This is a genomic window from Streptomyces sp. NPDC053560, from assembly GCF_044544605.1.
GTDB lineage: Bacteria > Actinomycetota > Actinomycetes > Streptomycetales > Streptomycetaceae > Streptomyces.
Genome location: NZ_JBITXI010000016.1, coordinates 1 through 23151 on the forward strand (window position 1 = coordinate 1; position 23151 = coordinate 23151).

21 protein-coding genes and 1 riboswitch are annotated in these 23151 nt (G+C 72.4%); of the genes, 12 read left to right on the forward strand and 9 right to left on the reverse strand.

The window, feature by feature from the left end; genetic code table 11:
* Positions 1-390 precede the first annotated feature (390 nt).
* The 6 genes from ACIGQF_RS32280 (at position 391) to ACIGQF_RS32305 (ending at position 9047) form a co-directional block, all read left to right on the forward strand.
* Positions 391-651 carry a DUF3311 domain-containing protein gene (locus tag ACIGQF_RS32280; protein ID WP_399717707.1) on the forward strand — a complete coding sequence of 87 codons (261 nt, stop codon included), beginning with the start codon at positions 391-393 and terminating at the stop codon, positions 649-651.
* Between the two features lie 89 nt (positions 652-740).
* On the forward strand, positions 741-2357 hold the full coding sequence (mctP, locus tag ACIGQF_RS32285) for a monocarboxylate uptake permease MctP (protein WP_399718041.1): 1617 nt from the start codon (positions 741-743) through the stop codon (positions 2355-2357).
* Positions 2358-2438: 81 nt separating this feature from the next.
* Positions 2439-2951, forward strand: coding sequence for a GNAT family N-acetyltransferase (locus tag ACIGQF_RS32290; RefSeq protein ID WP_399717710.1), 513 nt, complete (start codon positions 2439-2441; stop codon positions 2949-2951).
* A 179-nt stretch (positions 2952-3130) separates the two neighbouring features.
* Positions 3131-3288, forward strand: a riboswitch (cobalamin riboswitch).
* 151 nt (positions 3289-3439) lie between these two features.
* On the forward strand, positions 3440-5860 hold the full coding sequence (locus tag ACIGQF_RS32295) for a ribonucleoside-diphosphate reductase subunit alpha (RefSeq protein WP_399717712.1): 2421 nt from the start codon (positions 3440-3442) through the stop codon (positions 5858-5860).
* Positions 5860-6966 (forward strand): ribonucleotide-diphosphate reductase subunit beta, encoded by a 1107-nt coding sequence (locus ACIGQF_RS32300; RefSeq protein WP_399717714.1) that lies wholly within the window; start codon positions 5860-5862, stop codon positions 6964-6966. The genes ACIGQF_RS32295 and ACIGQF_RS32300 overlap by 1 nt, the downstream gene beginning before the upstream one ends.
* 155 nt (positions 6967-7121) lie before the next feature.
* Complete coding sequence (locus ACIGQF_RS32305; RefSeq protein WP_399717716.1) at positions 7122-9047, forward strand: transglycosylase domain-containing protein; 1926 nt, start codon at positions 7122-7124, stop codon at positions 9045-9047.
* A gap of 39 nt (positions 9048-9086) precedes the next feature.
* Here ACIGQF_RS32305 and def read toward each other — a convergent pair whose 3' ends face one another.
* From def to ACIGQF_RS32345, 8 genes are all read right to left on the reverse strand, one after another.
* On the reverse strand, positions 9087-9731 hold the full coding sequence (gene def / locus ACIGQF_RS32310; protein WP_399717718.1) for a peptide deformylase: 645 nt from the start codon (positions 9729-9731) through the stop codon (positions 9087-9089).
* Between the two features lie 95 nt (positions 9732-9826).
* Complete coding sequence (locus ACIGQF_RS32315) at positions 9827-10813, reverse strand: hypothetical protein (RefSeq protein ID WP_052867758.1); 987 nt, start codon at positions 10811-10813, stop codon at positions 9827-9829.
* A gap of 287 nt (positions 10814-11100) precedes the next feature.
* Positions 11101-12321: an HD-GYP domain-containing protein gene (locus ACIGQF_RS32320; RefSeq protein ID WP_399718044.1), complete on the reverse strand. Its 1221-nt coding sequence runs from the start codon at positions 12319-12321 to the stop codon at positions 11101-11103.
* Positions 12322-12428: 107 nt separating this feature from the next.
* Positions 12429-13895 carry an HD-GYP domain-containing protein gene (locus ACIGQF_RS32325; RefSeq protein WP_399717721.1) on the reverse strand — a complete coding sequence of 489 codons (1467 nt, stop codon included), beginning with the start codon at positions 13893-13895 and terminating at the stop codon, positions 12429-12431.
* A 126-nt stretch (positions 13896-14021) separates the two neighbouring features.
* On the reverse strand, positions 14022-14402 hold the full coding sequence (rsrA, locus tag ACIGQF_RS32330; protein WP_361563965.1) for a mycothiol system anti-sigma-R factor: 381 nt from the start codon (positions 14400-14402) through the stop codon (positions 14022-14024).
* Positions 14399-15118 carry a sigma-70 family RNA polymerase sigma factor gene (locus ACIGQF_RS32335; protein WP_399718047.1) on the reverse strand — a complete coding sequence of 240 codons (720 nt, stop codon included), beginning with the start codon at positions 15116-15118 and terminating at the stop codon, positions 14399-14401. Before ACIGQF_RS32335 ends, rsrA begins: the two co-directional genes overlap by 4 nt.
* A gap of 279 nt (positions 15119-15397) precedes the next feature.
* Complete coding sequence (locus tag ACIGQF_RS32340) at positions 15398-16033, reverse strand: alpha/beta family hydrolase (RefSeq protein WP_399717724.1); 636 nt, start codon at positions 16031-16033, stop codon at positions 15398-15400.
* 46 nt (positions 16034-16079) lie between these two features.
* Positions 16080-16901: an SOS response-associated peptidase gene (locus ACIGQF_RS32345; protein WP_399717727.1), complete on the reverse strand. Its 822-nt coding sequence runs from the start codon at positions 16899-16901 to the stop codon at positions 16080-16082.
* Between the two features lie 35 nt (positions 16902-16936).
* Between ACIGQF_RS32345 and ACIGQF_RS32350 the strand changes: the two genes are divergently transcribed.
* The 4 genes from ACIGQF_RS32350 (at position 16937) to ACIGQF_RS32365 (ending at position 20617) form a co-directional block, all read left to right on the forward strand.
* Complete coding sequence (locus ACIGQF_RS32350) at positions 16937-17653, forward strand: M50 family metallopeptidase (protein WP_399717729.1); 717 nt, start codon at positions 16937-16939, stop codon at positions 17651-17653.
* 132 nt (positions 17654-17785) lie between these two features.
* Complete coding sequence (gene aroA / locus ACIGQF_RS32355) at positions 17786-19144, forward strand: 3-phosphoshikimate 1-carboxyvinyltransferase (RefSeq protein ID WP_399717732.1); 1359 nt, start codon at positions 17786-17788, stop codon at positions 19142-19144.
* 12 nt (positions 19145-19156) lie between these two features.
* The gene (rsgA, locus tag ACIGQF_RS32360; protein ID WP_399717734.1) at positions 19157-20164 is read left to right on the forward strand and encodes a ribosome small subunit-dependent GTPase A; all 1008 of its coding nucleotides are present in this window, start codon (positions 19157-19159) and stop codon (positions 20162-20164) included.
* 129 nt (positions 20165-20293) lie between these two features.
* Positions 20294-20617 carry a DMT family transporter gene (locus tag ACIGQF_RS32365; RefSeq protein ID WP_399717737.1) on the forward strand — a complete coding sequence of 108 codons (324 nt, stop codon included), beginning with the start codon at positions 20294-20296 and terminating at the stop codon, positions 20615-20617.
* A gap of 39 nt (positions 20618-20656) precedes the next feature.
* Here the strand turns inward: ACIGQF_RS32365 and ACIGQF_RS32370 are convergent, their stop codons facing one another.
* A complete protein-coding gene (locus ACIGQF_RS32370; protein ID WP_399717741.1) occupies positions 20657-21358 on the reverse strand; it encodes a TetR/AcrR family transcriptional regulator in 702 nt (233 codons plus the stop codon).
* A 189-nt stretch (positions 21359-21547) separates the two neighbouring features.
* Between ACIGQF_RS32370 and hisN the strand changes: the two genes are divergently transcribed.
* Together hisN and ACIGQF_RS32380 are read left to right on the forward strand one after the other, a co-directional pair.
* Entirely contained in the window at positions 21548-22342 is a 795-nt protein-coding gene (hisN, locus tag ACIGQF_RS32375) for a histidinol-phosphatase (protein WP_361563946.1), read from the forward strand.
* Between the two features lie 235 nt (positions 22343-22577).
* Positions 22578-22982 (forward strand): cyclic nucleotide-binding/CBS domain-containing protein, encoded by a 405-nt coding sequence (locus ACIGQF_RS32380; protein ID WP_399718049.1) that lies wholly within the window; start codon positions 22578-22580, stop codon positions 22980-22982.
* Positions 22983-23151: the final 169 nt, after the last annotated feature.

The following is a 23151-nucleotide window of genomic DNA, read 5'->3' on the forward strand; positions in this document are numbered from 1 at the left end:
TCGACGCGGTAACTGACGCCGTCGACGGCCCTGGCGACGCCGTCCCGGGTACGGAACTCCACGTACAGGTCGCGCACGTCGAGCAGCGCGGGCGAGGGCGCCCCGGGGGGGGGGGGGGGGGGGGGGGGGGGGGGGGGGGGCGCCGGGGCGCCCCCCCCCCCGGCCCCCCGAAGCGCTCGCCCGCCCCGATCCCCCCTCGCCCCCTCCCACTCCCCCGCCACCGTCAGCCCCACCCCACCCCCGGTCCCCCTCATCTCGACCCGCCCCGCTCACCCACCCCCGCCCCAAACCGTGGCCGTACCGATATGCGGACAGTGGGTGACGTCTACTGCTCCCGAGGCTTAGATTTCCGGCCATTACACGGAGATCGCCAGGGATGGAGCAGCGGATATGACAGAGCCAGCCGAAACACCCCGTTCCGGGCCGATCGTCACGCCCACGCGTGTGGTGGCCGGCCTGTGCCTGTTCGCTCCGTTCGTGGCCATGCTCTGGGTGAGTTCGTACGCGAAGGTCGAACCGACCCTGATCGGCATCCCGTTCTTCTACTGGTACCAGATGCTGTGGGTGCTGATCTCGACGGCGCTGACCATGACCGCGTACAAGCTCGTGCAGCGTGAGCAGCGCGCCCGTAAGGGCGGTGCCTCCAAGTGACGACCCTGGCAACGACCGTCCCCGCGACGGACACCGCGGCACCGCGCACCTCGGCAGCGCACACCCTCGCGGCGGACGCGGCCGGTGGCGTGAACGGCATCGCGCTCGCCGTCTTCATCTTCTTCTTCGTCGCCGTGACGGTCATGGGCTTCATGGCCGCGCGCTGGCGCAAGGCCGAGCAGTCCGACAACCTCGACGAGTGGGGCCTGGGCGGCCGCAGCTTCGGTACGTGGGTGACGTGGTTCCTGCTCGGCGGTGACCTGTACACCGCGTACACCTTCGTCGCCGTGCCCGCGGCGATCTACGCGGCGGGTGCCGCCGGCTTCTTCGCCGTGCCGTACACGATCCTCGTCTACCCGTTGATCTTCACCTTCCTGCCGCGGCTGTGGTCGGTGTCGCACAAGCACGGGTACGTCACCACCTCGGACTTCGTGCGCGGCCGCTTCGGCTCCAAGGCCCTGTCGCTGGCCGTGGCGCTCACCGGCATCCTCGCCACGATGCCGTACATCGCGCTTCAGCTCGTCGGCATCCAGGCCGTGCTGGACGTGATGGGCGTCGGCGGTGGCGAGAGCACGCACTGGTTCATCAAGGACCTGCCGCTGCTGATCGCCTTCGGCGTGCTGGCCGCGTACACCTACTCCTCCGGGCTGCGCGCGCCCGCGCTGATCGCGTTCGTCAAGGACGGCCTGATCTATATCGTCATCGCGGTGGCGATCATCTACATCCCGATCAAGCTGGGCGGCTTCGAGCACATCTTCCACACGGCGGGCGACGCCTTCGCGCAGACGAATCCGGCGACGGGCAAGCCGCGCGGCGAGCTGGCGAGCGGGCCGAACGCGCAGTGGGCGTACGGGACGCTGGCGCTCGGTTCGGCGCTGGCGCTGTTCATGTATCCGCACTCGATCACGGCGACACTGTCCTCGCAGAGCCGCAACGTGATCCGCCGCAACACCACGATCCTGCCGCTGTACTCGCTGATGCTGGGCCTGCTCGCGCTGCTGGGCTTCATGGCGATCGCGGCCGGGATCAAGGTGCAGAACGGGCAGCTGGCGATTCCGCAGCTGTTCGAGAACATGTTCCCCGACTGGTTCACGGGCGTGGCGTTCGCCGCCATCGGCATCGGTGCGCTGGTGCCCGCGGCGATCATGTCGATCGCCGCGGCGAACCTCTTCACCCGCAACATCTACAAGGACTTCCTCAAGCCCGGCGCCACGCCAGCGCAGGAGCACAAGGTCGCCAAGCTGGTGTCGCTGCTGGTGAAGGTCGGCGCGCTGGCGTTCGTCCTGACGATGGACAAGACGGTGGCGATCAACTTCCAGCTGCTGGGCGGCATCTGGATCCTGCAGACCATGCCGGCGCTGGTGGGCGGCCTGTTCACCCGCTGGTTCCACCGCTGGGCGCTGCTCGCCGGCTGGGCGGTCGGCATGGTGTACGGCACGGTCGCGGCGTACGGCGTGGCCAGCCCGACGCAGAAGCACTTCGGCGGCTCGAACGCGGAGATCCCCGGCATCGGCGAGATCGGCTACATCGGCTTGACCGCGTTCGTGCTGAACGTCCTGGTCACGGTCGTGCTGACGGTCGTACTGCGGGCCGCGAAGGCGCCGGCCGGGGTCGACGAGACCTCGCCGGAGGACTACACGGCGGACGCCGGCGACAAGGGCGTCCAGGTGGATCTGCCGCCGGCCACGGCGGGGGCCGCGCACTGATCCGCCCGCATGCGTGAGGCCGACGGGCCGCCGGTGAGAACCGGCGGCCCGTTGTCGTACCCCTGGTGCACACTGACGGCCATGGACTTCGTGATCAGGGGGATACGGGCGGCGGAGCACGCGCGGCTGGGTGAGATCACGGCCCGGGCGTATCTCGGGGGCGGGCTGCTCGACTTCGGGGCGGACGACGCGTACCTGCCCGTGCTGCGGGACGTGGCGCGCCGGGCGGCCGAGGCGGAGGTGCTGGTGGCCGTGGCGGAGGGTGAGGTGCTGGGCGGGGTGACGTTCGTGCCGGCGGGCGGGCCGTGGGCGGACATCGCGGGGCCGGGCGAGGCGGAGTTCCGGATGCTGGCGGTGGCGAAGGAGGCGCGCGGCCGGGGTGCGGGCGAGGCGCTGGTACGGGCGTGTCTGGACCGGGCGCGGGAGACTCCGGGCTGCGGTCGGCTGGTGCTGTCCACGCAGCGTGCGATGCACGGCGCCCACCGTCTCTACGGGCGGCTGGGGTTCACCCGGACGCCGGAGCGCGACTGGTCGCCGGTGCCGGGCCTCGACACCCTGCTGACGTACGCCCGGGATCTGAAACCCGGGATCTGAATCCCGAGAGCCCGCACCGGGACCTGACGCCCCGACAGCTGACACGCCGGACCTGACGTCCGCGGGCCGAGCCTCCGCAAGCGCCGCGCGGCCGCGCCGCCGCCTGCCCGCGCCGCCGGCGGCCCGTGACCATCCGTGCGTACCGCTGTACGCACAGCAGTACAGCGACACAAGATATAGGGATGGTCGCGAGAGGCGGCACAAGATGTATGCTCGTCCTCGCTGTCGCCGCAGGGGAATCCGGTGCGAATCCGGAACTGTCCCGCAACGGTGTGCCGAGTGGGTATTTACCGCCCGCTCGCGAGTCCGATGACCTGCCGACGGTACGCCCGCAGCCGTCCCGGCACGGGCGTCGAGACGTCCGGGCTCCGCGGGTTGGGCCGGTGGACGCTGCGTGGTGTGCCCGCGTGCCCGGCATGGTCCGGCGCGGCTGCCCGTACGCCTCCGTCACCCCTCCCCGGCACCGGCCGAGTGGAGGAGAGCACAAGGTGACCATCGCGCCAGCGGAGTCAGCACAAGAGGCGCAAGCGGCACAGGAGGCGCAGGCCCCTCGGACAGTGGCCGAGCGGCCCGATGACGCTCCCGGTACGGCCCTGCTGCGCACCCTGACCGGCCTCACCGCCGACCTGCCGGCCACCGACCCGGGCAAGGTCGCGGCTGCCGCGCTGCGCGGCCGGCACGCCGGTTCGGACGAGGCGGAGCTGCGGGAGCTGGCGATGGAGGCCGCGGCGGGGCTGATCGGCGACGAGCCGCAGTACTCCAAGCTGGCCGCGCGGCTGCTGACGGCCGCGATCGCCGAGGAGGCCGCGAGCCAGGGCGCGACGGGCTTCGCCGCTTCGGTCGCCACCGGTCACCGCGAGGGGCTGATCGCCGACTCCACGGCCGAGTTCGTCACCGCGCACGCCGCCGCGCTGGACGCGCTGGTCGACCGGGCGCTCGCGGACGGCGCCGACGACCGTTTCGGCTACTTCGGCCTGCGCACGGTGTACTCCCGCTACCTGCTGCGGCACCCGCTCACCCGCAAGGTCGTCGAGACGCCGCAGCACTTCCTGCTGCGGGTGGCGTGCGGCCTGGCCGAGGACCACTCCGAGCGGGCGCTCGCTGACGTCGCCGAGCTGTACGCGCTGACCAGCACGCTCTCCTACCTGCCCTCCTCCCCCACGCTCTTCAACTCCGGCACCCGTCACCCGCAGATGTCCTCCTGCTATCTGCTGGACTCGCCGCTGGACGAGCTGGACTCGATCTACGACCGGTACCACCAGGTCGCGCGCCTCTCGAAGCACGCGGGCGGCATCGGTCTGTCGTACTCCCGCGTGCGCGCCCGCGGTTCGCTGATCCGCGGCACCAACGGGCACTCCAATGGCATCGTGCCGTTCCTGCGCACGCTGGACGCCTCGGTCGCGGCCGTGAACCAGGGCGGCCGCCGCAAGGGCGCGGCCTGTGTGTACCTGGAGACCTGGCACGCGGACATCGAGGAGTTCCTGGAGCTGCGGGACAACACGGGTGAGGAGGCGCGGCGTACGCACAATCTGAACATCGCGCACTGGATCCCGGACGAGTTCATGCGCCGGGTGGAGGCCGACGCGGACTGGTCGCTGTTCTCGCCGGTGGACGCGCCGGAGCTGGTGGATCTGTACGGCGCCGAGTTCGATGCCGCGTACCGGAAGGCGGAGGCCGAGGGGAAGGCCGTCAAGGCGGTGCCGGCCCGCACGCTGTACGCCCGGATGATGCGCACGCTGGCGCAGACCGGCAATGGCTGGATGACCTTCAAGGACGCCGCGAACCGGACCGCGAACCAGACGGCGGAGCCGGGCCGGGTCGTGCACTCCTCGAACCTGTGCACGGAGATCCTGGAGGTCACGGACGACGGCGAGACGGCCGTGTGCAACCTCGGGTCCGTGAACCTGGCGGCGCACCTGGGCGCCGACGGCGAGATGGACTGGGCGAAGCTCGACACCACGGTCCGTACGGCGGTGACCTTCCTCGACCGGGTCGTGGACATCAACTTCTACCCGACCGAGCAGGCCGGTGCGTCCAACTCGCGCTGGCGCCCGGTGGGCCTGGGCCTGATGGGTCTGCAGGACGTCTTCTTCCGGCTGCGGCTGCCGTTCGACTCGCCGGAGGCGCGTGAGCTGTCCACCCGGATCTCCGAGCGGATCATGCTCGCGGCGTACGAGGCGTCCGCCGACCTCGCGGAGCGGCACGGGCCGCACCCGAACTGGTCGGCGACGCGTACGGCGCGCGGTGTGCTGCACCCGGACCACTACCCGAACGCCGAGCCGCGCTGGGCGGACCGCTGGGCGGCGCTGCGCGACCGCATCGCCGCGACCGGCATGCGGAACTCGCTCCTGCTGGCGATCGCGCCGACGGCGACCATCGCGTCGATCGCGGGCGTGTACGAGTGCATCGAGCCGCAGGTCTCCAACCTCTTCAAGCGCGAGACGCTGAGCGGGGAGTTCCTACAGGTCAACGCGTATCTGGTGGAGGACCTGAAGAAGGCGGGCAGCTGGGACGCGCGGACCCGTGAGGCGCTGCGCGAGGGCAACGGCTCGGTGCAGGAGGTGCCGTGGATCCCCGAGGAGATCCGCGCGCTGTACCGCACCGCCTGGGAGGTCCCGCAGCGTGCGCTGATCGACATGGCCGCCGACCGCACGCCGTACCTGGACCAGAGCCAGTCCCTGAACCTCTTCATGGCGGCGCCGACCATCGGCAAGCTCAGCTCGATGTACGCGTACGCCTGGAAGCGCGGCATCAAGACCACGTACTACCTGCGGTCGCGTCCGGCCACCCGGATCGCGCAGTCCGCACGCGCCGCGGCTGCCACCGCTCCCGTCCCCCAGCAGGCGACCGACCCCGAGGCGATCGCCTGCTCCCTGGAAAACCCCGAGTCCTGCGAGGCCTGCCAGTAATGCCCAACCCGTCGCCCGACCACCACCCCTCGTCGACGGCGCTGCGCGCCGACACCGCGTTGTCCGAAACCACCGCTCAGGCACACACGGCCACCCCCGGGACGGCCAAGAACCTTCTCGACCCGGGCTTCGAGCTGACCCTGCGGCCGATGCGGTACCCGGACTTCTACGACCGCTACCGTGACGCGATCAAGAACACCTGGACGGTGGAGGAGGTCGACCTCCACTCCGACGTGGCCGACCTCGCCAAGCTCTCCCCGGGTGAGCAGCACATGATCGGCCGGCTGGTCGCGTTCTTCGCGACCGGTGACTCGATCGTGGCGAACAACCTCGTGCTGACGCTCTACAAGCACATCAACTCCCCTGAGGCGCGGCTGTACTTGAGCCGTCAGCTCTTCGAGGAGGCCGTGCACGTCCAGTTCTATCTGACGCTGCTGGACACCTACCTGCCCGACCCGGACGACCGCGCCGCCGCGTTCGCCGCGGTGGAGAACATCCCCTCCATCCGGGAGAAAGCGGAGTTCTGCTTCAAGTGGATGGACTCGGTCGAGTCCATCGACCGGCTGGAGACGAAGGCCGACCGGCGCCGCTTCCTGCTGAACCTGATCTGCTTCGCGGCGTGCATCGAGGGGCTGTTCTTCTACGGCGCGTTCGCGTACGTGTACTGGTTCCGGTCGCGCGGTCTGCTGCACGGCCTGGCCACGGGCACCAACTGGGTGTTCCGTGACGAGACCATGCACATGAACTTCGCCTTCTCCGTGGTGGACACCGTCCGCGAGGAGGAGCCCGACCTGTTCGACGCGGAGCTGGAGCAGCAGGTCACCGACATGCTCAAGGAGGCGGTGGACGCGGAGCTGCAGTTCGGCCGCGACCTGTGCGGGGACGGCCTGCCGGGCATGAACACCGAGTCGATGCGCGAGTACCTCCAGTGCGTCGCGGACCAGCGGCTCCAGCGCCTCGGCTTCGCGCCGGTGTACGGCTCGGAGAACCCGTTCTCCTTCATGGAGCTGCAGAACGTCCAGGAGCTGACCAACTTCTTCGAGCGGCGCGCTTCGGCGTACCAGGTTGCCGTGGAGGGCTCGGTCTCCTTCGACGACGAGTTCTGATCCGGCACCGTCGGCTTCTTCATGGCCGGCGATCCGGTTCTTTATGTCCGGCGAATCGGGACCGGATTTGACGAGTCGATGAGCCGCGTTTGATGAGTCGATGACAGCCCGCGGCGGCCGGAAACCCGGCCGCCGCCCATCGGCTCTCCCCTGGCATGAAGGGCAGCGAGCAGCCAAGGAAACGGTTCATCGACTATCCGCGCCGGGGCCGGCGCGGGCTGCGCCGCTGGCTGCCGTCCTGGAGACAGCAGCTCGGCGCCACAGCCGTCGGCGCGGCCGGCCTCGCCGGGCTCTTCGCCTTCGGGTACGCGCAGGTCGGCATCCCGGACGAGAACGACGACGCGCGCCGGGAAGCCACCGTCTATTACTGGGCGGACGGCAGTCAGATGGTGAGCGAGGGTGCCGTCAACCGGCAGAACGTCACCCTCGCCCAGGTGCCCGACTCCGTCGAGCACGCCGTCATCGCCGCCGAGAACGCGAGTTTCTACTCCGATTCCGGGGTCTCGTTCCCGGGAATCGCCCGGGCCGCGGTGAACATGGTCAAGGGCCAGGACGCCCAGGGCGGTTCCACCATCACCCAGCAGTACGTGAAGAACACATATCTCTCGCAGGACCGGACCCTCAAGCGCAAGGTGAAGGAGTTCTTCATCGCGCTGAAGCTGGACAATCGCAAGACCAAGCAGGAAATCCTGCAGGGCTATCTCAACACCAGCTTTTTCGGCCGCCATTCGTTCGGCATCCAGGCCGCCGCGAACGCGTATTACGGCATTCCGGCCAAGCGTCTCGACCCCAGCCAGGGGGCGGCGCTGGCCGCGCTGCTCAAGGGCGCCGAGCAATACGATCCGGCGCTGAGCGACGCCAACCGCCGACGCACCGTGGCGCGCTGGAAATGGATTCTTGACCGTGAGGTGGAGACCGGTCTGATGAGCCGGGAGGAGCGCGCCCGCTACACGAAGTACCCGGAGCCGCGCAGGCCCACCACCCCGACCAGCCAGAAGGGGCAGACCGGTTATCTCGTCGACGCCGCGAAGAAATACCTCCGCAGCCGTACGGGGCTGACCGACCGCGATCTCGCCCGCGGCGGCTACCGCATCCACACCACCTTCGAGAAGGACAAGGTGGCGCTGCTGGAAAAGGCGGTGGCGGACGAGCGCCGCCGCAGCATCGACCCGAAGAAGCGCGCCGCCGACGCGCACGTCGAATTCGGCGCCGCGTCCGTACGGCCCCGGGACGGCGCGATCGTCGCGCTCTACGGCGGCGCGGACGCGACGAAGCACTTCGCGAACAACGCCGACACCGCGGGCGTCCCGGCCGGGTCCGCCTTCAAGCCGTTCGTGCTCGCCGCCGCCCTCCGCGACGGCGGCACCCCGTCCGGGCCGGACATCGCCGTGCCCTTCCCGCACCCGCCGGGGCCCCACCCGTCCGAGTCGTCTCCGGCCGAGATGGCGGACCCCGCGCTGCCGGACCTGTACGAGGGCCTGGTGTCCTCGGCCCACCAGCCGTTCGTCGCCGCGGGCCGGCGTCTGGGCCTGAAGGCCGTACGGGACCTGGCCGTCGAGGCCGGTCTGCGCAGGGAGAGCCTGGCCCGTCCGGAACCGACGTTTCCCCTCGGCACCTCCACGCCCAGCGCGATCCGGCTGGCCGGCGCGTACTCGCTGTTCGGCAACGACGGCAGCCGGACAGAGCCGTACTCGGTGACGAAGGTGGTGCGCGACGGCGAGCCGCTGCCGGGCCTCACGCCGCCGAAGCCGCGCCGCGTACTGGCCCCGGAGGCGGCCCGCGGCATCAACGGGGCGCTGGGCGCGTTCGCCCGGAAGACGCTGCCCCGGGAGATCTCCGCGAAGCTGCCGTACGGCATCACGGCGGGCGGCACCGGCCCGCGGGACCGCATGCGGTCGTGCTGGTTCATCGGCAACGACGGCGCGCCCGGCGGCGGGCTGACCACCGCCGTCACCGTCTTCCGCACGGAGCCGGGGACGCCGCAGCTGCTGCCCATGAAGGGCGTGGGCGGCGACCACCGGTTCGGCAACGGCATACCGCCCCGGATCTGGGGCGCGTACGCCACCGGCGCGGAGAAGTGAGCGGGCGGCGCGGTACGGCCGGGCGGGCGCCGGGCCGCGTCAGTCGTTGGCGACGACGGGGTAGCGCGGCTCGCGCTCGGCCATCTGCTTGAGGGCGTCCTTGCGGTCGCGCTTGGAGAGGCGGTCGATGTAGAGGTAGCCGTAGAGGTGGTCGGTCTCGTGCTGGAGGCAGCGCGCGAAGTAGCCGGTGCCCTCGACGGCGATCGGGTTGCCCTGCACGTCCTGGCCGCGGACCACGGCGTAGTCGGGGCGGGCCAGCTCGGCGTAGGCGCCGGGGACCGACAGGCAGCCCTCGTTGGAGTCGTCCAGCACCCGGCGGCCGGCGGGCAGCTCGTCCAGCACGGGGTTGCAGACCACGCCGACGTGGCGTTCGCCCTGGTCGTCCATGCAGTCGTAGACGAAGACCTTCAGGTCCACGCCGATCTGGTTGGCGGCCAGGCCCACGCCCTCGGCGGTGCGCTGGGAGGCGAACATGTCGTCGACGAGCTTCGCCAGCTCGTCGTCGAACTCGGTGACGTCCTTGCACTCCTTGTGCAGCACCGGATTGCCGACCACGGTGATCGGGCGGGAGGTGCCGCGCTCGCGGTAGGCCGTCTCGCGCGCGTCCGCGTCGGTCACGTCGTCGATGAACCCGTCGTCCACCTGCTGCTCGCCGTCTTGATCAAACACCTGCTGCTGCGCCATGTCCGCCGCACGCCTTCCGCGATTCCGCAAAAATTCTTCTTAGCTGCCCGTACAGGGTACGGGGACCGGGCGGGCGCCCGCCGACGGAACCGCGCTCAGCAGACCTCTTCGAGGTCCCGCCACTCGCGGGTGTCCGGGCTGTCGGCCACCCAGCCGTCCAGCAGCCCCCGCACCAGCCCGGCGGGCGCGGCGATGCCGCACTCCCGCTCCGGTACCCACAGGGAGCCGGAACCGGCCGTGCGGTGGCCCAGCGGGCCCGGATGGCCGGGCTCGCTGTGGTCGTGCGGGTCCAGGTGCGCGCCGTCGCCCTCGTCGCTGGGCATCCGGCTCTCGGAGCACGTACGACAGAGCAGCCGTACGGAGGAGGACCAGTCCTCGGCGGCGTACCCGGCGTCCGCCGCCAGCCGCTCCAGGGCGTCCCGGTCGGCCTCGCCCGCGGCCTCCAGCAGGACGACCCAGGTGGGCACCGGGGAGGGCGCCCACAGCTCGATCTCGTCGAAGACGGGGTACGAGGGCCCGGCGGTGGTGGTGCGCTCGCCGTGCGGGACGCCGTCGTGCAGGACGACCTCCCCCCAGCGGCGCCCGGAGGACGGCAGCGGGATGGAGAGCACCTCGATGCGGGCCGGGTCCAGCCGGCGGCCCCAGACGACCTCGGCCTCGCCCTCGGGCGAGAGGCGGACCGCGGCGCTGCCCAGCTGCATGCCGCGCGGCTCCCCGGAGGGCGCGCCTTCGCCGGGTACGTGGAGGCCGTACGCCTGCCAGGCGCGGCGGGCCAGCGGCCAGTCCTGGAGGGCGGTGGCCGCGATGCCGACGTTCCACCAGTCGGGCGCCCCGGACTCGCGCTCCAGCAGGGCCACGGCGCGCAGCCCGGCGGTGCGGGCCTGCTCCCAGTCGTGCCGGAATTTGTGCAGCAGGGCGAGGTTGAACCACGACTCCGAGAGCCACGGCTCCATGTCGGCGGCGCGGGTGAGCAGGGCGCCCGCGTCCTCGTAACGGCCGTCGCCGATCAGCGTGAAAGCGCGGTCGGTCGCCTGCCGCCACGAGGCGGAGGGCCGGTGCCGTACCTTGCCGAAGATCCTCACGATTCCCGCCTGCCGATTGGTTCCTTGGTGCCGTCCGGCGGACGGCCGAGGGGCCTACTCGACAACCTGCCACAGTTTGCCGCCGGGCTCAGCCCGATGGCTGGTGCCCCCTGCTGCTCCTTGCCTTGCGCAGCCCCCCTGAACCCCGTTTTTCGGGGCTCTCTTCGCATCCAACCATGCCCATATCCGGGGCCGCTCATTACCCATCGGTTGTCCGACCTTGAACCGGTACCCCGATACCCGACAGCTACCCCGTGCGGCACCCGGCACTCGGGTGGCACGGCCGGTCAGAGGGCCCCGAGGGGCCGGGCGAGGACGCGGGCGAGGGCCTCCACCACCCGGGGTTCGAAGTCCTGCGCGGTCGAGAGGCGGAGCCGCTCCAGGGCGCGCAGCGTGCCACCGGGCCCGCCCTCGCCGCCCGCGAGGTCGTCGTAGGCGTTCACGGTGCGCACGATACGGGCGGGCAGCGGCTGGTCCCGGAAGGGGTCCGCCTGCCGTTCGACGATCACCGCCACCTCGGCGGGCACCCCGGTCTGGCGGACGACGGCCCCGCCGAGCAGGGCGATCCTGCGCTGTTCGGCGGACGGCAGGCCGGCGGTGGCGCCGCCGGTGACCGGATCCACCAGGGAGAGCTGGCCGATGTCGTGCATCAGCGCCGCGTACTCCAGGACGCTCAATTCGGCCTCGCCCAGTCCCAGTTCCCGGCCGACGGCGCGGCTGAGGACGGCGACCCGGCGGGCGTGCCCCTGCGGGGTGTACCCGGCGATCTCGGTGGCGCGGGCGAGGGAGGCGATGGTCTGCCGGTAGGTGGCACGTACTGCGGCGTAGCGGCGGAAGGAGAACTGGGTGAGGAGAAGCGGCAGACAGAAGACGGGCAGCGCCCAGAGCCCGGCGACGGCCGTGGCCAGCGCGATGACCAGGCCCGTCGCGCAGATCGCGGAGCCGATGCCGAGCAGGGAGCGCAGTTCGTCGCGGAGCAGGGGGCCGTACGGCCAGCCGGTGCGGGCCCTGGCCAGGGCGGCGGCGAGCACGGCGTCGCACAGGGCCGTGAGCGCGAGCAGGCCGAGGAGGAAGCAGGTGTAGTACGTGCCGTCGCCGATCCAGGCGGCCAGCCGGCCGGTGGTGTAGAGCGGCTGGAAGCAGGTGGCGGCGAAGCCGACGGTCAGGACGCGGCGGGCGATGTGGTCCAGCGCCGGGCCGCGGCCGAGCGCCACGTGGGGGACGAGGCCGACGAGACCGGCCGCGACGACGACGGCGACGGCCTGCAGGACGCCGTGCGAGGTGGCCCGGCCGCCGACCTCGCCGAGCAGCGCGTACGCCAGGGCCCCGGCGACGCCGAGCGGGGCGCTCTCGCGGTCGCCGGGCAGCGGGCCCGTGCCGCCCCGCGCGGGCGGCCCCGCACCCCAGCGGGCCAGCTCGCCGACCGCTATGAGGGCGCCGAAGGCGAGGGCGATGCCGGGGTCGGAGAGGCCGCGCCAGAGGGTGTGGCCCAGCGCGAAGCAGGCCAGGGCGCCGGCGGCGGCGTAGACGAGGACGACGGCACGGGGGGTGCCGGTGCGGTACGGGACGGCGAGCGGGTCGCCCGGCCCGTCGCCGGCCCACGATGCCGCGCCGCTCACCGCTCGCCGCCCGAGGGCCCGGTACACGGTCCCGTCGCGGTGCCGGGCAGCGCTGCCGTACCGGGCGGGGGCCCGGCCTCCGGCGTCGCGGTGCGTCCGCGGAGCGGGACGCGCGGGGGGCCGGGCGGCGGCACGGCGGGGCCGTCGGGGCCCGCGGTGACGACGTCGGGCTGCCAGCCGTGCCGGGCCAGCGCGGCGACCAGGGCACGGACCATGCGCGGGTCGAACTGGGCGCCGGCGCTGCGGCGCAGTTCGGTGACGGCGGCGGCGACCGGGCGGGCGCGGCGGTAGGAACGGGTGGAGGTCATCGCGTCGAAGGCGTCGGCGACCGCGACCACCCGGGCGAATTCGGGGATCTCGCGCCCCCGAAGGCCGTAGGGGTAGCCCTTGCCGTCCATGCGTTCGTGGTGGTGCAGGATCGCGGCTCTGGCCTCGCCGAGGAAGCCGATGCCGCGGACGATCTCGTGGCCGTACTCCGGGTGCAGTTCGATGACGCGGCGTTCCTCGGGGGTGAGCGGGCCGTCCTTGCGCAGCAGCCGGGTGGGCACGCCGAGCTTGCCGACGTCGTGCAGGATGCCGGCGAAGCGGATCACGTCGAGGCGGTCCTCGGACATGCCGAGTTCGCCGGCGATCATGGCGGAGGCGCGGCCGACGCGTTCGCTGTGGCCGCGGGTGTAGCGGTCCTTGAGGTCGACGGCCTGGACGAGGGCGCGGATGGTGGCCTGGTGCGCCGCGCGCTCGCGGTGGTACTGCGCGAACACCCAGCAGGAGATGTACATCGGCAACAGCACCAGCAGGGCGGCGGGCGGCCCGTACGAGCTGCGCCACAGGACGGCCATCATCAGCCCGGCCAGGCCGTGCACCAGGTGCGGGGCGAGGGAGCGGAGCAGCAGGCCGCGCCAGGCCGTGCGCGGCGGATGCCGTTCGGCGGCGACCAGGACGCCGCCGTCCAGGACGGCCAGCACGGTGCAGAAGGCGGTGGTGGCGGCCGCCGCGGGCAGCAGCGCGTACGGGAATTCGGGGGCCAGGACTGCGCGGCTGCCGCCGGCGCCGAAGACCTCGGCGGCGGCCCGGGCGGCCAGCGCCAGTTCGGCGGCGTGCCAGACGCGGCGGGCGGTGGCCGAGCGCTCCTCGGTACGGGAGAGCAGCGCGCCGGGGAGGGCGACCAGCGCGGCCGCGGCCGGCGGCAGCAGGAAGACCCCGGCGAGCAGCACGGGGCAGCCCCACCGGGGCGGCATGCCCTCGGTCCGGCCCGGGGCGCCGCCGGAGCGGGCACCGCGGGCCATGGCCCGGGTCAGCGGGCAGCTGCGGATGCGCTCGCAGGCGGCGTAGAGCACGGCGAGCAGGACCACGGTGGGCCAGGGGGTGCCGGCCCGGGGCAGGGCGGCGGGCACGGCACAGGCGGCCGCCGCCAGCACAGCACAGCCGATGTACGCGTACGCGGCCACGGGCAGCTGCCGCATGGCGCCTCCTCCCCCACGGCTCCCGGATCCGGTGAGCTTAGAAGGCGTCGGCGGCGCGTGCGGGCGCATCGGCGGATTGGGCGGGGCTCGCGCGCCCGCCCTCACCCGTTGGAGTGATCCCGCGCGCTATTCGGCGCGTGCGGCCTCGGTGGGTGCATCGGCGTCCGTCGGGCCGGCCTGGTGACCGGGGCCCTCGGCGCCGGCGGACTCCTGTTGTGCCTGCTCCAGCACGCTCTTCTCGGGCACGGTCTCGCCGGCCCGGATCAGCTCGATCCGCCCCATGACCTTGGACCGCAGGTCGGTGGGGACGTCGTCGTGCCCGCAGCAGCGCTTCACGAGCTTCTTGACGGCCTGTTCGAGGCCGTACTTCTCCAGGCAGGGCGAGCACTCGTCGAAGTGCTCCTCGAACTTGGTGCACTCCCCGTCCGGCATCTCACGGTCGAGATACTCGTACAGGTGGTCAAGGACCTCGGAGCAATCCGTCTCGTGCGGGTCACCGCAGCTCATGATGAAGAGCCTTTCCGATCGTGCGGCTGCTTCGTCGAAGCCGCAGCGCCCGCGCCGGCCGGGACCAGCCCGCGGTCCCGGGCGTAGTCCTCCAGCATGCCGCGCAGCTGTCGGCGGCCACGATGCAGGCGGGACATCACCGTGCCGATGGGGGTTCCCATGATGTCGGCGATCTCCTTGTACGCAAAGCCCTCCACGTCCGCGAGGTAGACCGCTATACGGAATTCCTCGGGGATCGCCTGCAGGGCCTCCTTAACGTCCGAGTCCGGCAGGTGGTCCAGCGCCTGCGACTCCGCGGAGCGCAGCCCCGTGGACATGTGCGACTCGGCGCGTGCCAGCTGCCAGTCCTCGATCTCCTCGGCCGCGCTGCGCTGCGGCTCCCGCTGCTTCTTGCGGTAGGAGTTGATGAAGGTGTTGGTCAGAATGCGGTACAGCCAGGCCTTGAGGTTGGTGCCCTCCCGGAACTGATGGAAGGACGCGTACGCCTTGGCGTACGTCTCCTGCACCAGGTCCTCCGCGTCCGCCGGATTGCGCGTCATGCGCAGCGCGGCGGAGTACATCTGGTCCAGGAAGGTCAGCGCGTCGCGCTCGAAACGCTGATTGCGCTCGGCCTCCGACTCGTCCGTCGCCTGCGTGCGGGCAGCGTCCGCCTGGTCCTCGTTACGTGCTCGTGCCGTCCCGTCGGTCCCTGCGTCGGTACCGGTGACCGGACCCACCTCCTCCAACACCGTGCCGGATCCGGATGCGGATCCGCTCGAATCGGAGAATAGACGACGATCCGGTACCACCGCCGCTCCAGCCGTGACGTGGTGTCCCGCCTGGACCTGTGCCGGCTGCGGCACTGACCAGCCGGTGCCCTGCGGTCGGGCCGGGCATGCGATCCCCATGCGGTGGACTCCCATTCCTCGTGCGTACCAGTACGTGGCTGCTGCCTACGCCACGCACAACAGAGCGGGACCGCCACGCATTCCCGGAGTCCGGGGCGGGGTGCGCGGTCAGTCGGGCAGTCCGACCAGCCACTCGGCGGCGGCCTCGACGATGAGCATCAGCGCCTCGTCCTGGCCGATGGGGGCCTTCTTCGGTACGGCGAAGCCGTGGTCGGCGTGCGGCACCTCGACGATCTCGGTGCCGTCGGGGAACTCCTCGGGGCGTCCGAAGGGGTCGCGGCCGCCCTGGATCACCAGGGTGGGCACGCCGGCCTCGGTGAGTTCGGTCACGCGGGACTTCTCGGGCCTGCCCGGCGGGTGCAGCGGGAAGCTCAGGGCGAGGACGGCGTGCGCACCGAGCTCCCGCGCCGTACGGCAGGCCACCCGCGCCCCGGCACTGCGCCCGCCCGCGACCACCGGCAGGCCCGGCTTCCGCAGCGCGGGCCAGAGCGCCGTCCAGGCCGCGTCCAGGGTCTTCGGGGCGGGCGCCAGCTTCTTGCCCGCCACCCGCCAGGGCTGTTCCACGAGGGCGACGGTGACGCCGCGCTCCGGGAGGGCGGCGGCCAGCGCCGCCAGGTCCCGTGCCTCGATGCCGCCGCCCGCGCCGTGGCTCACGGCGAGCACCGTACGGGCCGTACCCTGCGCCTCGTGCCAGGTGATCCGGGCGTCGCCCGCCGGTGTGCCGACCGTCTCGCTCTCGCTCATGGCCCCATCCTGCCCCGGCGGGCCCCCGGCGAGGGCGGCCGGCCGGTCAGAACAGCGTTTCCTCCTCCGGCGCCGCCAGCTCCTTCACCAGTTCGGGGCTGTTGTTGCGGACGTTGCTGACCTCCGTGGAGACGGGGTAGGCGCGCATCATGCCGGCGGGCGGCGGCGCGAGCAGCTCGCGCAGCCGGTCCAGGTCGGTGGTGGCCGGGTCCAGCCAGGCGTCCCAGCGGTCCGGCGGGAGCACCAGCGGCATCCGGGGGTGGATGTCGGCGAGGGACTGCGGGCCCGCGTCGCCGGACGCGCCGGCCAGCGGCGTGGTCTCGGCGGCGGTGGTGACCACGGAGCAGGTCGCCCACCAGGCCTGCGGGTGGTCCGGGGGCAGCGTCGGGTCGCGCCAGAACTCGTACAGCCCGGCCATCGCCATCACCGCGCCTTCCCCGGCCGGCGTGACGAAGTACGGCTGCTTGCGGGGGCGCTTCTTCCGGCCCTGCTCCTCCAGCTGCCGCTCCCCCACGCCGGTCATCCACTCGAAATAGCCGTCGCCGGGCAGCAGGCAGCGGCGGGCCGCGAAGGGCTTGCGGAAGGACGGCTTCTCGTGGACCGTCTCCGCCCTGGCGTTGATCATCTTCACGCCGACGTCGGGTGATTTGGCCCACGACGGCACCAGTCCCCACTTCAAAGGCCGCAGCTGGCGAACCGGACGACGGTCTTCAGCGTCTTTGACGGGGCGTTCGAGCACCGCGTAGACGTTCTTGGTGGGTGCGACATTCCAGTCGGGAGCGAGGGCCTCCTCGGGCTCCCACTTCTCGACCTCGAAGATCCCCACCAGGTCCTCGGGCCGCCTGCTCGCCGCATACCGTCCGCACATGTATGCCACAGTGCCACGCCACAGCAAGGGGAGAGATGGACACCGATCACATCACAGACGTATGGGACCGGGTTTTCGCCACCCAACCCGATCCGTCGGTCTGGCTGGTCGTGGCCACCGCCGTGGTCGCACTGGCGGTGGTGCTCCCCTACAGCGCCTGGCGGATTGCCCGTAACGCCATCACCATCGCCCACGAGGGCGGCCACGGTCTCGTGGCCCTGCTCACCGGGCGGAAGCTGGACGGCATCCGGCTGCACTCCGACACCTCGGGGCTGACCGTCAGCCGCGGCAAGCCGCACGGCCTCGGCATGATCCTCACCGCGGCGGCCGGCTACCTCGCCCCCTCGCTGCTCGGCCTGGCCGGGGCCGCGCTGCTCGCCGCCGGCCACATCACGGCCCTGCTGTGGGGCGCGACGGCACTGCTGCTGGCGATGCTGGTGATGACGCGCAACGCGTACGGCGTGCTGACGGTGGTGCTCGCCGGGGCGGCGTTCTTCCTGGTCTCCTGGCTGACCACGGCGGACGTGCAGGCGGCGTTCGCGTACGCGGTGGTGTGGTTCCTGCTGCTGGGCGGGGTGCGGCCGCCGTTCGAGATCCAGGGGAAGCGCCGGCGCTCCGGAGGCCGGGTGGACTCCGACCCGGACCAGCTGGCGCGGCTGACGAACGTCCCGGCCGCCGTCTGGCTCGGCCTCTTCCACGTGGTGACGCTCTGCTCGCTGATCGGCGGCGGCCGGTGGCTGCTGGACCTGTGAGGCGAGAACCGGCCGAGCCGGGCGGTGCCGCGCCGAAGCGTGCGCCGTTGCTTTACCAGTGCCATGTTTCGCACAGGTTGCGACCCATTTGATCAAGATCTGTCCTCCTGGTGAGCCATTAAAGTGAGCTGCATGACCGAGAGCCCCGCACACACCGCCCTCTGGCCAGCCCCCACCGCGCCCGGGGCGGTCGACGCGACCGTCACCGTGCCCGGGTCCAAATCGGTCACCAACCGTGGCCTGGTCCTGGCCGCCCTCTCTTCCGAGCCCGGCTGGCTGCGCCGCCCGCTGCGCTCCCGCGACACCCTCCTGATGGCCCAGGCGCTCCGCACCATGGGCGTGGGCATCGACGAGACCGTCTCCTCCAGCTCGGCGCCGTCCGGGGCGGGCGGCGGCGAGGCCTGGCGCATCATCCCCGCCGGGCTGCGCGGCCCCGCCACCGTCGACGTCGGCAACGCCGGTACGGTCATGCGCTTCCTGCCGCCGGTCGCGACGCTGGCCGACGGCCCGATCCGCTTCGACGGCGACCCCCGGTCGTACGAGCGTCCGCTGGGCGGCGTGATCGACGGCCTGCGCGCCCTCGGCGCGCGCATCGACGACGACCACCGCGGCGCACTCCCGATGACCGTGCACGGCAGCGGCGGCCTGGACGGCGGCCGGGTCGAGATCGACGCGTCGTCCTCGTCCCAGTTCGTCAGCGCCCTGCTGCTGTCCGCACCGCGCTTCAACCAGGGCGTGGAGGTGCGGCACGTGGGCGACACCCTGCCGTCCATGCCGCACATCCGGATGACCGTGGACATGCTGCGGATCGCCGGCGCGCAGGTGGACACCCCGGAGGCCGGCGGCGAGCCGAACGTCTGGCGGGTCACCCCCGGCGCGCTGCTCGGCCGCGACCTGACCGTCGAGCCGGACCTCTCCAACGCCCAGCCGTTCCTGGCCGCCGCGCTGGTCACGGGCGGCCGCGTCACCATCCCCGACTGGCCCGGGCGCACGACGCAGCCGGGCGACGCGCTGCGTGAGATCTTCACCGAAATGGGCGGTTCCTGCGAGCTGACCGAGCAGGGCCTGACCTTCACCGGCAGCGGCCGGATCCACGGCATCGACATCGACCTGAGCGAGGTCGGCGAGCTGACCCCGGGCATCGCGGCGGTCGCGGCGCTGGCCGACTCCGAGTCCGTACTGCGCGGCGTGGCCCACCTCCGGCTGCACGAGACCGACCGGCTCGCGGCGCTCACCAAGGAGATCAACGGTCTCGGCGGCGACGTCACCGAGACCGCCGACGGGCTGCGCATCCGGCCGCGCCCGCTGCACGGCGGGGTGTTCCACACCTACGACGACCACCGGATGGCCACCGCCGGCGCGATCCTCGGCCTGGCCGTCAAGGGGGTCGAGGTGGAGAACGTCGGCACCACGGCCAAGACGCTGCCCGACTTCCCCGAGATGTGGACGGACATGCTCAGTCCGGCGACGGCCGCCGCCCGGAGAGGCTGAGAGTTCCGCCCGATGCGCCGCTACGGCAAGCACACCGACGAGGACGACGTCCGGGTCCGCCCCAACCGCAAGGGCAACCGCCCCCGTTCGAACATCCGACCGAAGCATGAGGACGCCAGCGAGGGGCTGGTCCTCACCGTCGACCGGGGCCGCATCACGTGCCTGATCGAGGACCGCACGGTCATCGCGATGAAGGCACGTGAGCTGGGCCGCAAGGGAGTGGTGGTCGGCGACCGGGTGATGGTCGTCGGCGACCTCACCGGCGCCAAGGACACCCTGGCCCGCATCGTCCGGGTCCAGCCGCGCACGTCCGTGCTGCGGCGCACGGCCGACGACGACGATCCGTACGAGCGGGTGGTGGTCGCCAACGCCGACCAGCTGGCGATCGTCACCGCGCTCGCCGACCCCGAGCCGCGGCCCCGGCTGATCGACCGCTGCCTGGTCGCGGCGTACGACGCGGGGCTGGAGCCGCTGCTGGTGCTCACCAAGTCCGACCTGGCGCCGCCGGACACCCTGCTGGAGTCCTACGGCGCGCTGGGCGTTCCGTACGTCGTGACCAACCGCGAGGAGCTGGCCGACGGCGCCGCCGCCGACCGGGTGCGCGAGCGCCTGACGGGGCGCATCACCGCCTTCGTCGGCCACTCCGGGGTGGGCAAGACCACGCTGGTCAACGCCCTGGTACCGGAGCGGCGGCGGGCCACCGGGCACGTCAACGCGGTCACCGGGCGCGGTCGGCACACGACCACCTCGGCGCTGGCCCTGCCGCTCGCGGACAACGGGGGCTGGGTGATCGACACGCCCGGCGTGCGGTCCTTCGGACTGCATCACATCGACCCCTCGCGGGTCATCCACGCCTTCCCCGACCTGGAGCCGGGCACGGCCGACTGCCCGCGCGCCTGCAGCCACGACGAGCCGGACTGTGCGCTGGACCAATGGGTCGCCGACGGCCACGCCGACCCGGCGCGGCTCTACTCGCTGCGGCGGCTGCTGGCCACCCGGGAGCGGCGCGAGGGCGACTGACGGCCCGTCGGCCCGCGCGCCCGGCACGCGGAAGATGGCTGCCGCGAGCCGGTATCAACTGCATAATCACATCAGGCACGGGCTCTCAGAAGCGGGCGAAGCGGTCGCCGGACTGACGGAGGCAAACTGATGGCGTGGCTGCTCGTCGTGGTGGCGGGAATCCTGGAGACGGGCTTCGCGGTGTGCCTGAAGCTCTCGCACGGTTTCACCCGGCTGTGGCCCACGGTCGCCTTCTGCGCCTTCGCGCTCGGCAGCTTCGGACTGCTGACGCTGTCGCTGAAGAAGTTGGACGTGGGCCCGGCGTACGCGGTGTGGACCGGCCTGGGCGCGGCCGGCACGGCGCTGTACGGCATGGTCTTCCTCGGTGACGTGGTGTCGACCCTGAAGATCGTCTCGATCACGCTCGTCATCGCCGGCGCGATCGGGCTCCAGTTCTCGGGCTCGGCGCACTGACGGGACCGGGCGCCCCGAGCCCGGCCCCGTACGCCGGGCTCAGCGCCCGGCCGGCTGGCGCGGCAGCCCGGCGAACGCGCCCCGTACGAGCCGCCCGACCTCTTCGGGGTCCGCGGGCGCGACCACACAGGACAGGGTGAGCCGGACCGCCGCCGTGCACGCGCTCCCCAGCTCCGTCAGCTCCTCCTTGGGCCAGTCCGCCTCCAGCGCGGCCACCGCCCGGTCGCTGAACCGGCCGACCAGCTCGCTCGGCCCGGGCAGCGGCGCCTCCACCGGCGGCGGCACCACGGGAAAGCCCGTCCGGGCCCCCGGCACCGGCAGCGGAAGCGACTGGTCTGCGGGCGAGGGCAGCCGCTCGTTCCAGCACCCCGTCAGCACGGCCCGTACGAGCGGGTTGGCGCGGGCGGTACGCAGCGTCCAGTCCGCCGCCGCGGCCAGCCTGGCCTGCGCCTCCTCGGGGACGCCGGCCGGGCGGCCGCGGTCGGTGCCCGGGTCGCGGTCCTCGGGGGGCCCGTCGGCCGCCGGCCGGGACAGGATGCGCTCCACACCCGCCAGGTAGCCCTCGGTCTCCCGGCGTACCAGGGCGCGCGCGAGCCCCTGCTTGCTGCCGAACTCGTTGTAGAGGGTCTGCCGGGAGACACCCGCCGCTGCGGCGACATCGACCATCCGGACGCCTGCCCAGGGCCGCACTTCGAGCGCCGCGTAGGCGGCGTCCAGTAAGGAATCACGCGCTGCGGGCATCGTCGCCTCCCAGGCCGTAGTGCCCATATGGCCTTGTGTGCGCACAGAATTGACGCCCCGCCAGGTGGTGTCAAGGGTCCGGAGCAAAGGTCTGCCGGCGGGCGGGGAACGACTTCCGGCGGGACGCCACGCCCGCCGGCGGTCCATGGGTTTTCCGTGCTCAGGGACCGAGAAAGATAGTGTTCGCACATGGCCGACTATCACGATGATCTCCGTCTCGCCCACGTCCTCGCGGACGCTGCGGACGCCGCGACCATGGAACGGTTCAAGGCGCTCGATCTGAAGGTCGAGACCAAACCGGACATGACGCCGGTGAGCGAGGCCGACAAGGCGGCCGAGGAGCTGATCCGGGGCCACCTCGCGCGGGCCAGGCCGCGGGACGCGGTGCTCGGCGAGGAGTTCGGCTCGGAGGGTTCGGGGCCGCGCCGCTGGATCATCGATCCGATCGACGGCACGAAGAACTACGTGCGCGGCGTGCCGGTCTGGGCCACCCTGATCGCCCTGATGGAGCGCGGCGAGGGCGGCGACCGTCCGGTCGTCGGCGTGGTCTCCGCGCCCGCGCTGCACCGCCGCTGGTGGGCGGCCGAGGGGCTCGGCGCCTACACCGGCCGCAGCCTGACCTCCGCTCAGCGTCTCCAGGTGTCGAGCGTCGGGCGCATCCAGGACGCGTCGTTCGCCTACTCCTCGCTCACCGGCTGGGAGGAGCGCGGCACGCTGGGCGGCTTCCTGGACCTGTCGCGCGAGGTGTGGCGCACCCGCGCGTACGGCGACTTCTGGCCCTACATGATGGTGGCCGAGGGCTCCGTGGACATCTGCGCCGAGCCGGAGCTGTCGCTCTGGGACATGGCCGCGTGCGCCGTGGTCGTCCAGGAGGCCGGCGGGCGCTTCACCGGCCTGGACGGAACGCCGGGTCCGCACAGCGGCAACGCGGCGGCCTCCAACGGACTGCTCCACGAGGACCTGCTGAGCTACCTGCGGGACTGAGCGCCCCGCACGCCGCTCCGGCGGCCCGTCCGCTCCTCCCGCTCACGGGCGGTCAAACGGCGCCTTGGGGCGCGTGGCCGGCAGACCGGTCCTCACGCGCCCCTTGTCGCGCACCACAGGGCATGTGAACATGAGAATCCCCCCGCTTGTGCGTTTGTGAAATATTTCTCCAGGCGTCTCCGGCGCCGGGAATTCCTCCGGGGGTTCACCAAGGAGGTGGCTCCACTCCATGCCCATGTACGTCCGAGACGCCATGAGCACGGTGGTCCTCACCATCGGGCCCGCACACACACTCCGGCAGGCAGCACACCTGATGGCGGCACGGCGCGTCGGCGCCGCCGTGGTACTCGACACCGACGCCGAGGGACTCGGCATCCTCACCGAGCGCGACATCCTCAACTCCCTGGGCGCCGGGGAGAACCCCGACCACGAGACCGCACAGACCCACACCACCACCGACGTCGTCTTCGCCGCTCCGGACTGGACTCTGGACGAGGCCGCCGCCGCGATGGTGCACGGCGGCTTCCGGCACCTGATCGTGCTCAACGAATTGGAGCCGGTGGGCGTGGTGTCCGTACGCGACATCATGCGCTGCCGCTCCGCCCACCGGGAACGGGCGGCCACGGCCGTACCGGCCTGAGCGGAGCGGGGCGGGCCCTCTCGGCCCGCCCCCCGGAATGCCGAGGAGGGGGGGGCCCCCCCCCGGGGGGGGCCGCCCCCCCCGGGGGGGGGGGGGGCGCGGCCCCGCCGGGGCCGGCCGCCGGCCGGGGGGCCCGCCCCGGGCGGGGCCCGGGCCGGCCGCCCGGGGC

Coding starts and splice junctions, on each gene's coding strand:
- ACIGQF_RS32380 (WP_399718049.1), top strand. CDS start 22,578: ATGTACGTCCGAGACGCCATGAGCACGGTGGTCCTCACCATCGGGCCC.
- ACIGQF_RS32350 (WP_399717729.1), top strand. CDS start 16,937: ATGGACACCGATCACATCACAGACGTATGGGACCGGGTTTTCGCCACC.
- ACIGQF_RS32305 (WP_399717716.1), top strand. CDS start 7,122: ATGAAGGGCAGCGAGCAGCCAAGGAAACGGTTCATCGACTATCCGCGC.
- def (WP_399717718.1), bottom strand. CDS start 9,731: ATGGCGCAGCAGCAGGTGTTTGATCAAGACGGCGAGCAGCAGGTGGAC.
- ACIGQF_RS32365 (WP_399717737.1), top strand. CDS start 20,294: ATGGCGTGGCTGCTCGTCGTGGTGGCGGGAATCCTGGAGACGGGCTTC.
- ACIGQF_RS32300 (WP_399717714.1), top strand. CDS start 5,860: ATGCCCAACCCGTCGCCCGACCACCACCCCTCGTCGACGGCGCTGCGC.
- rsrA (WP_361563965.1), bottom strand. CDS start 14,402: ATGAGCTGCGGTGACCCGCACGAGACGGATTGCTCCGAGGTCCTTGAC.
- ACIGQF_RS32280 (WP_399717707.1), top strand. CDS start 391: ATGACAGAGCCAGCCGAAACACCCCGTTCCGGGCCGATCGTCACGCCC.
- ACIGQF_RS32345 (WP_399717727.1), bottom strand. CDS start 16,901: ATGTGCGGACGGTATGCGGCGAGCAGGCGGCCCGAGGACCTGGTGGGG.
- hisN (WP_361563946.1), top strand. CDS start 21,548: ATGGCCGACTATCACGATGATCTCCGTCTCGCCCACGTCCTCGCGGAC.
- ACIGQF_RS32325 (WP_399717721.1), bottom strand. CDS start 13,895: ATGCGGCAGCTGCCCGTGGCCGCGTACGCGTACATCGGCTGTGCTGTG.
- rsgA (WP_399717734.1), top strand. CDS start 19,157: ATGCGCCGCTACGGCAAGCACACCGACGAGGACGACGTCCGGGTCCGC.
- ACIGQF_RS32340 (WP_399717724.1), bottom strand. CDS start 16,033: ATGAGCGAGAGCGAGACGGTCGGCACACCGGCGGGCGACGCCCGGATC.
- ACIGQF_RS32370 (WP_399717741.1), bottom strand. CDS start 21,358: ATGCCCGCAGCGCGTGATTCCTTACTGGACGCCGCCTACGCGGCGCTC.
- aroA (WP_399717732.1), top strand. CDS start 17,786: ATGACCGAGAGCCCCGCACACACCGCCCTCTGGCCAGCCCCCACCGCG.
- ACIGQF_RS32290 (WP_399717710.1), top strand. CDS start 2,439: ATGGACTTCGTGATCAGGGGGATACGGGCGGCGGAGCACGCGCGGCTG.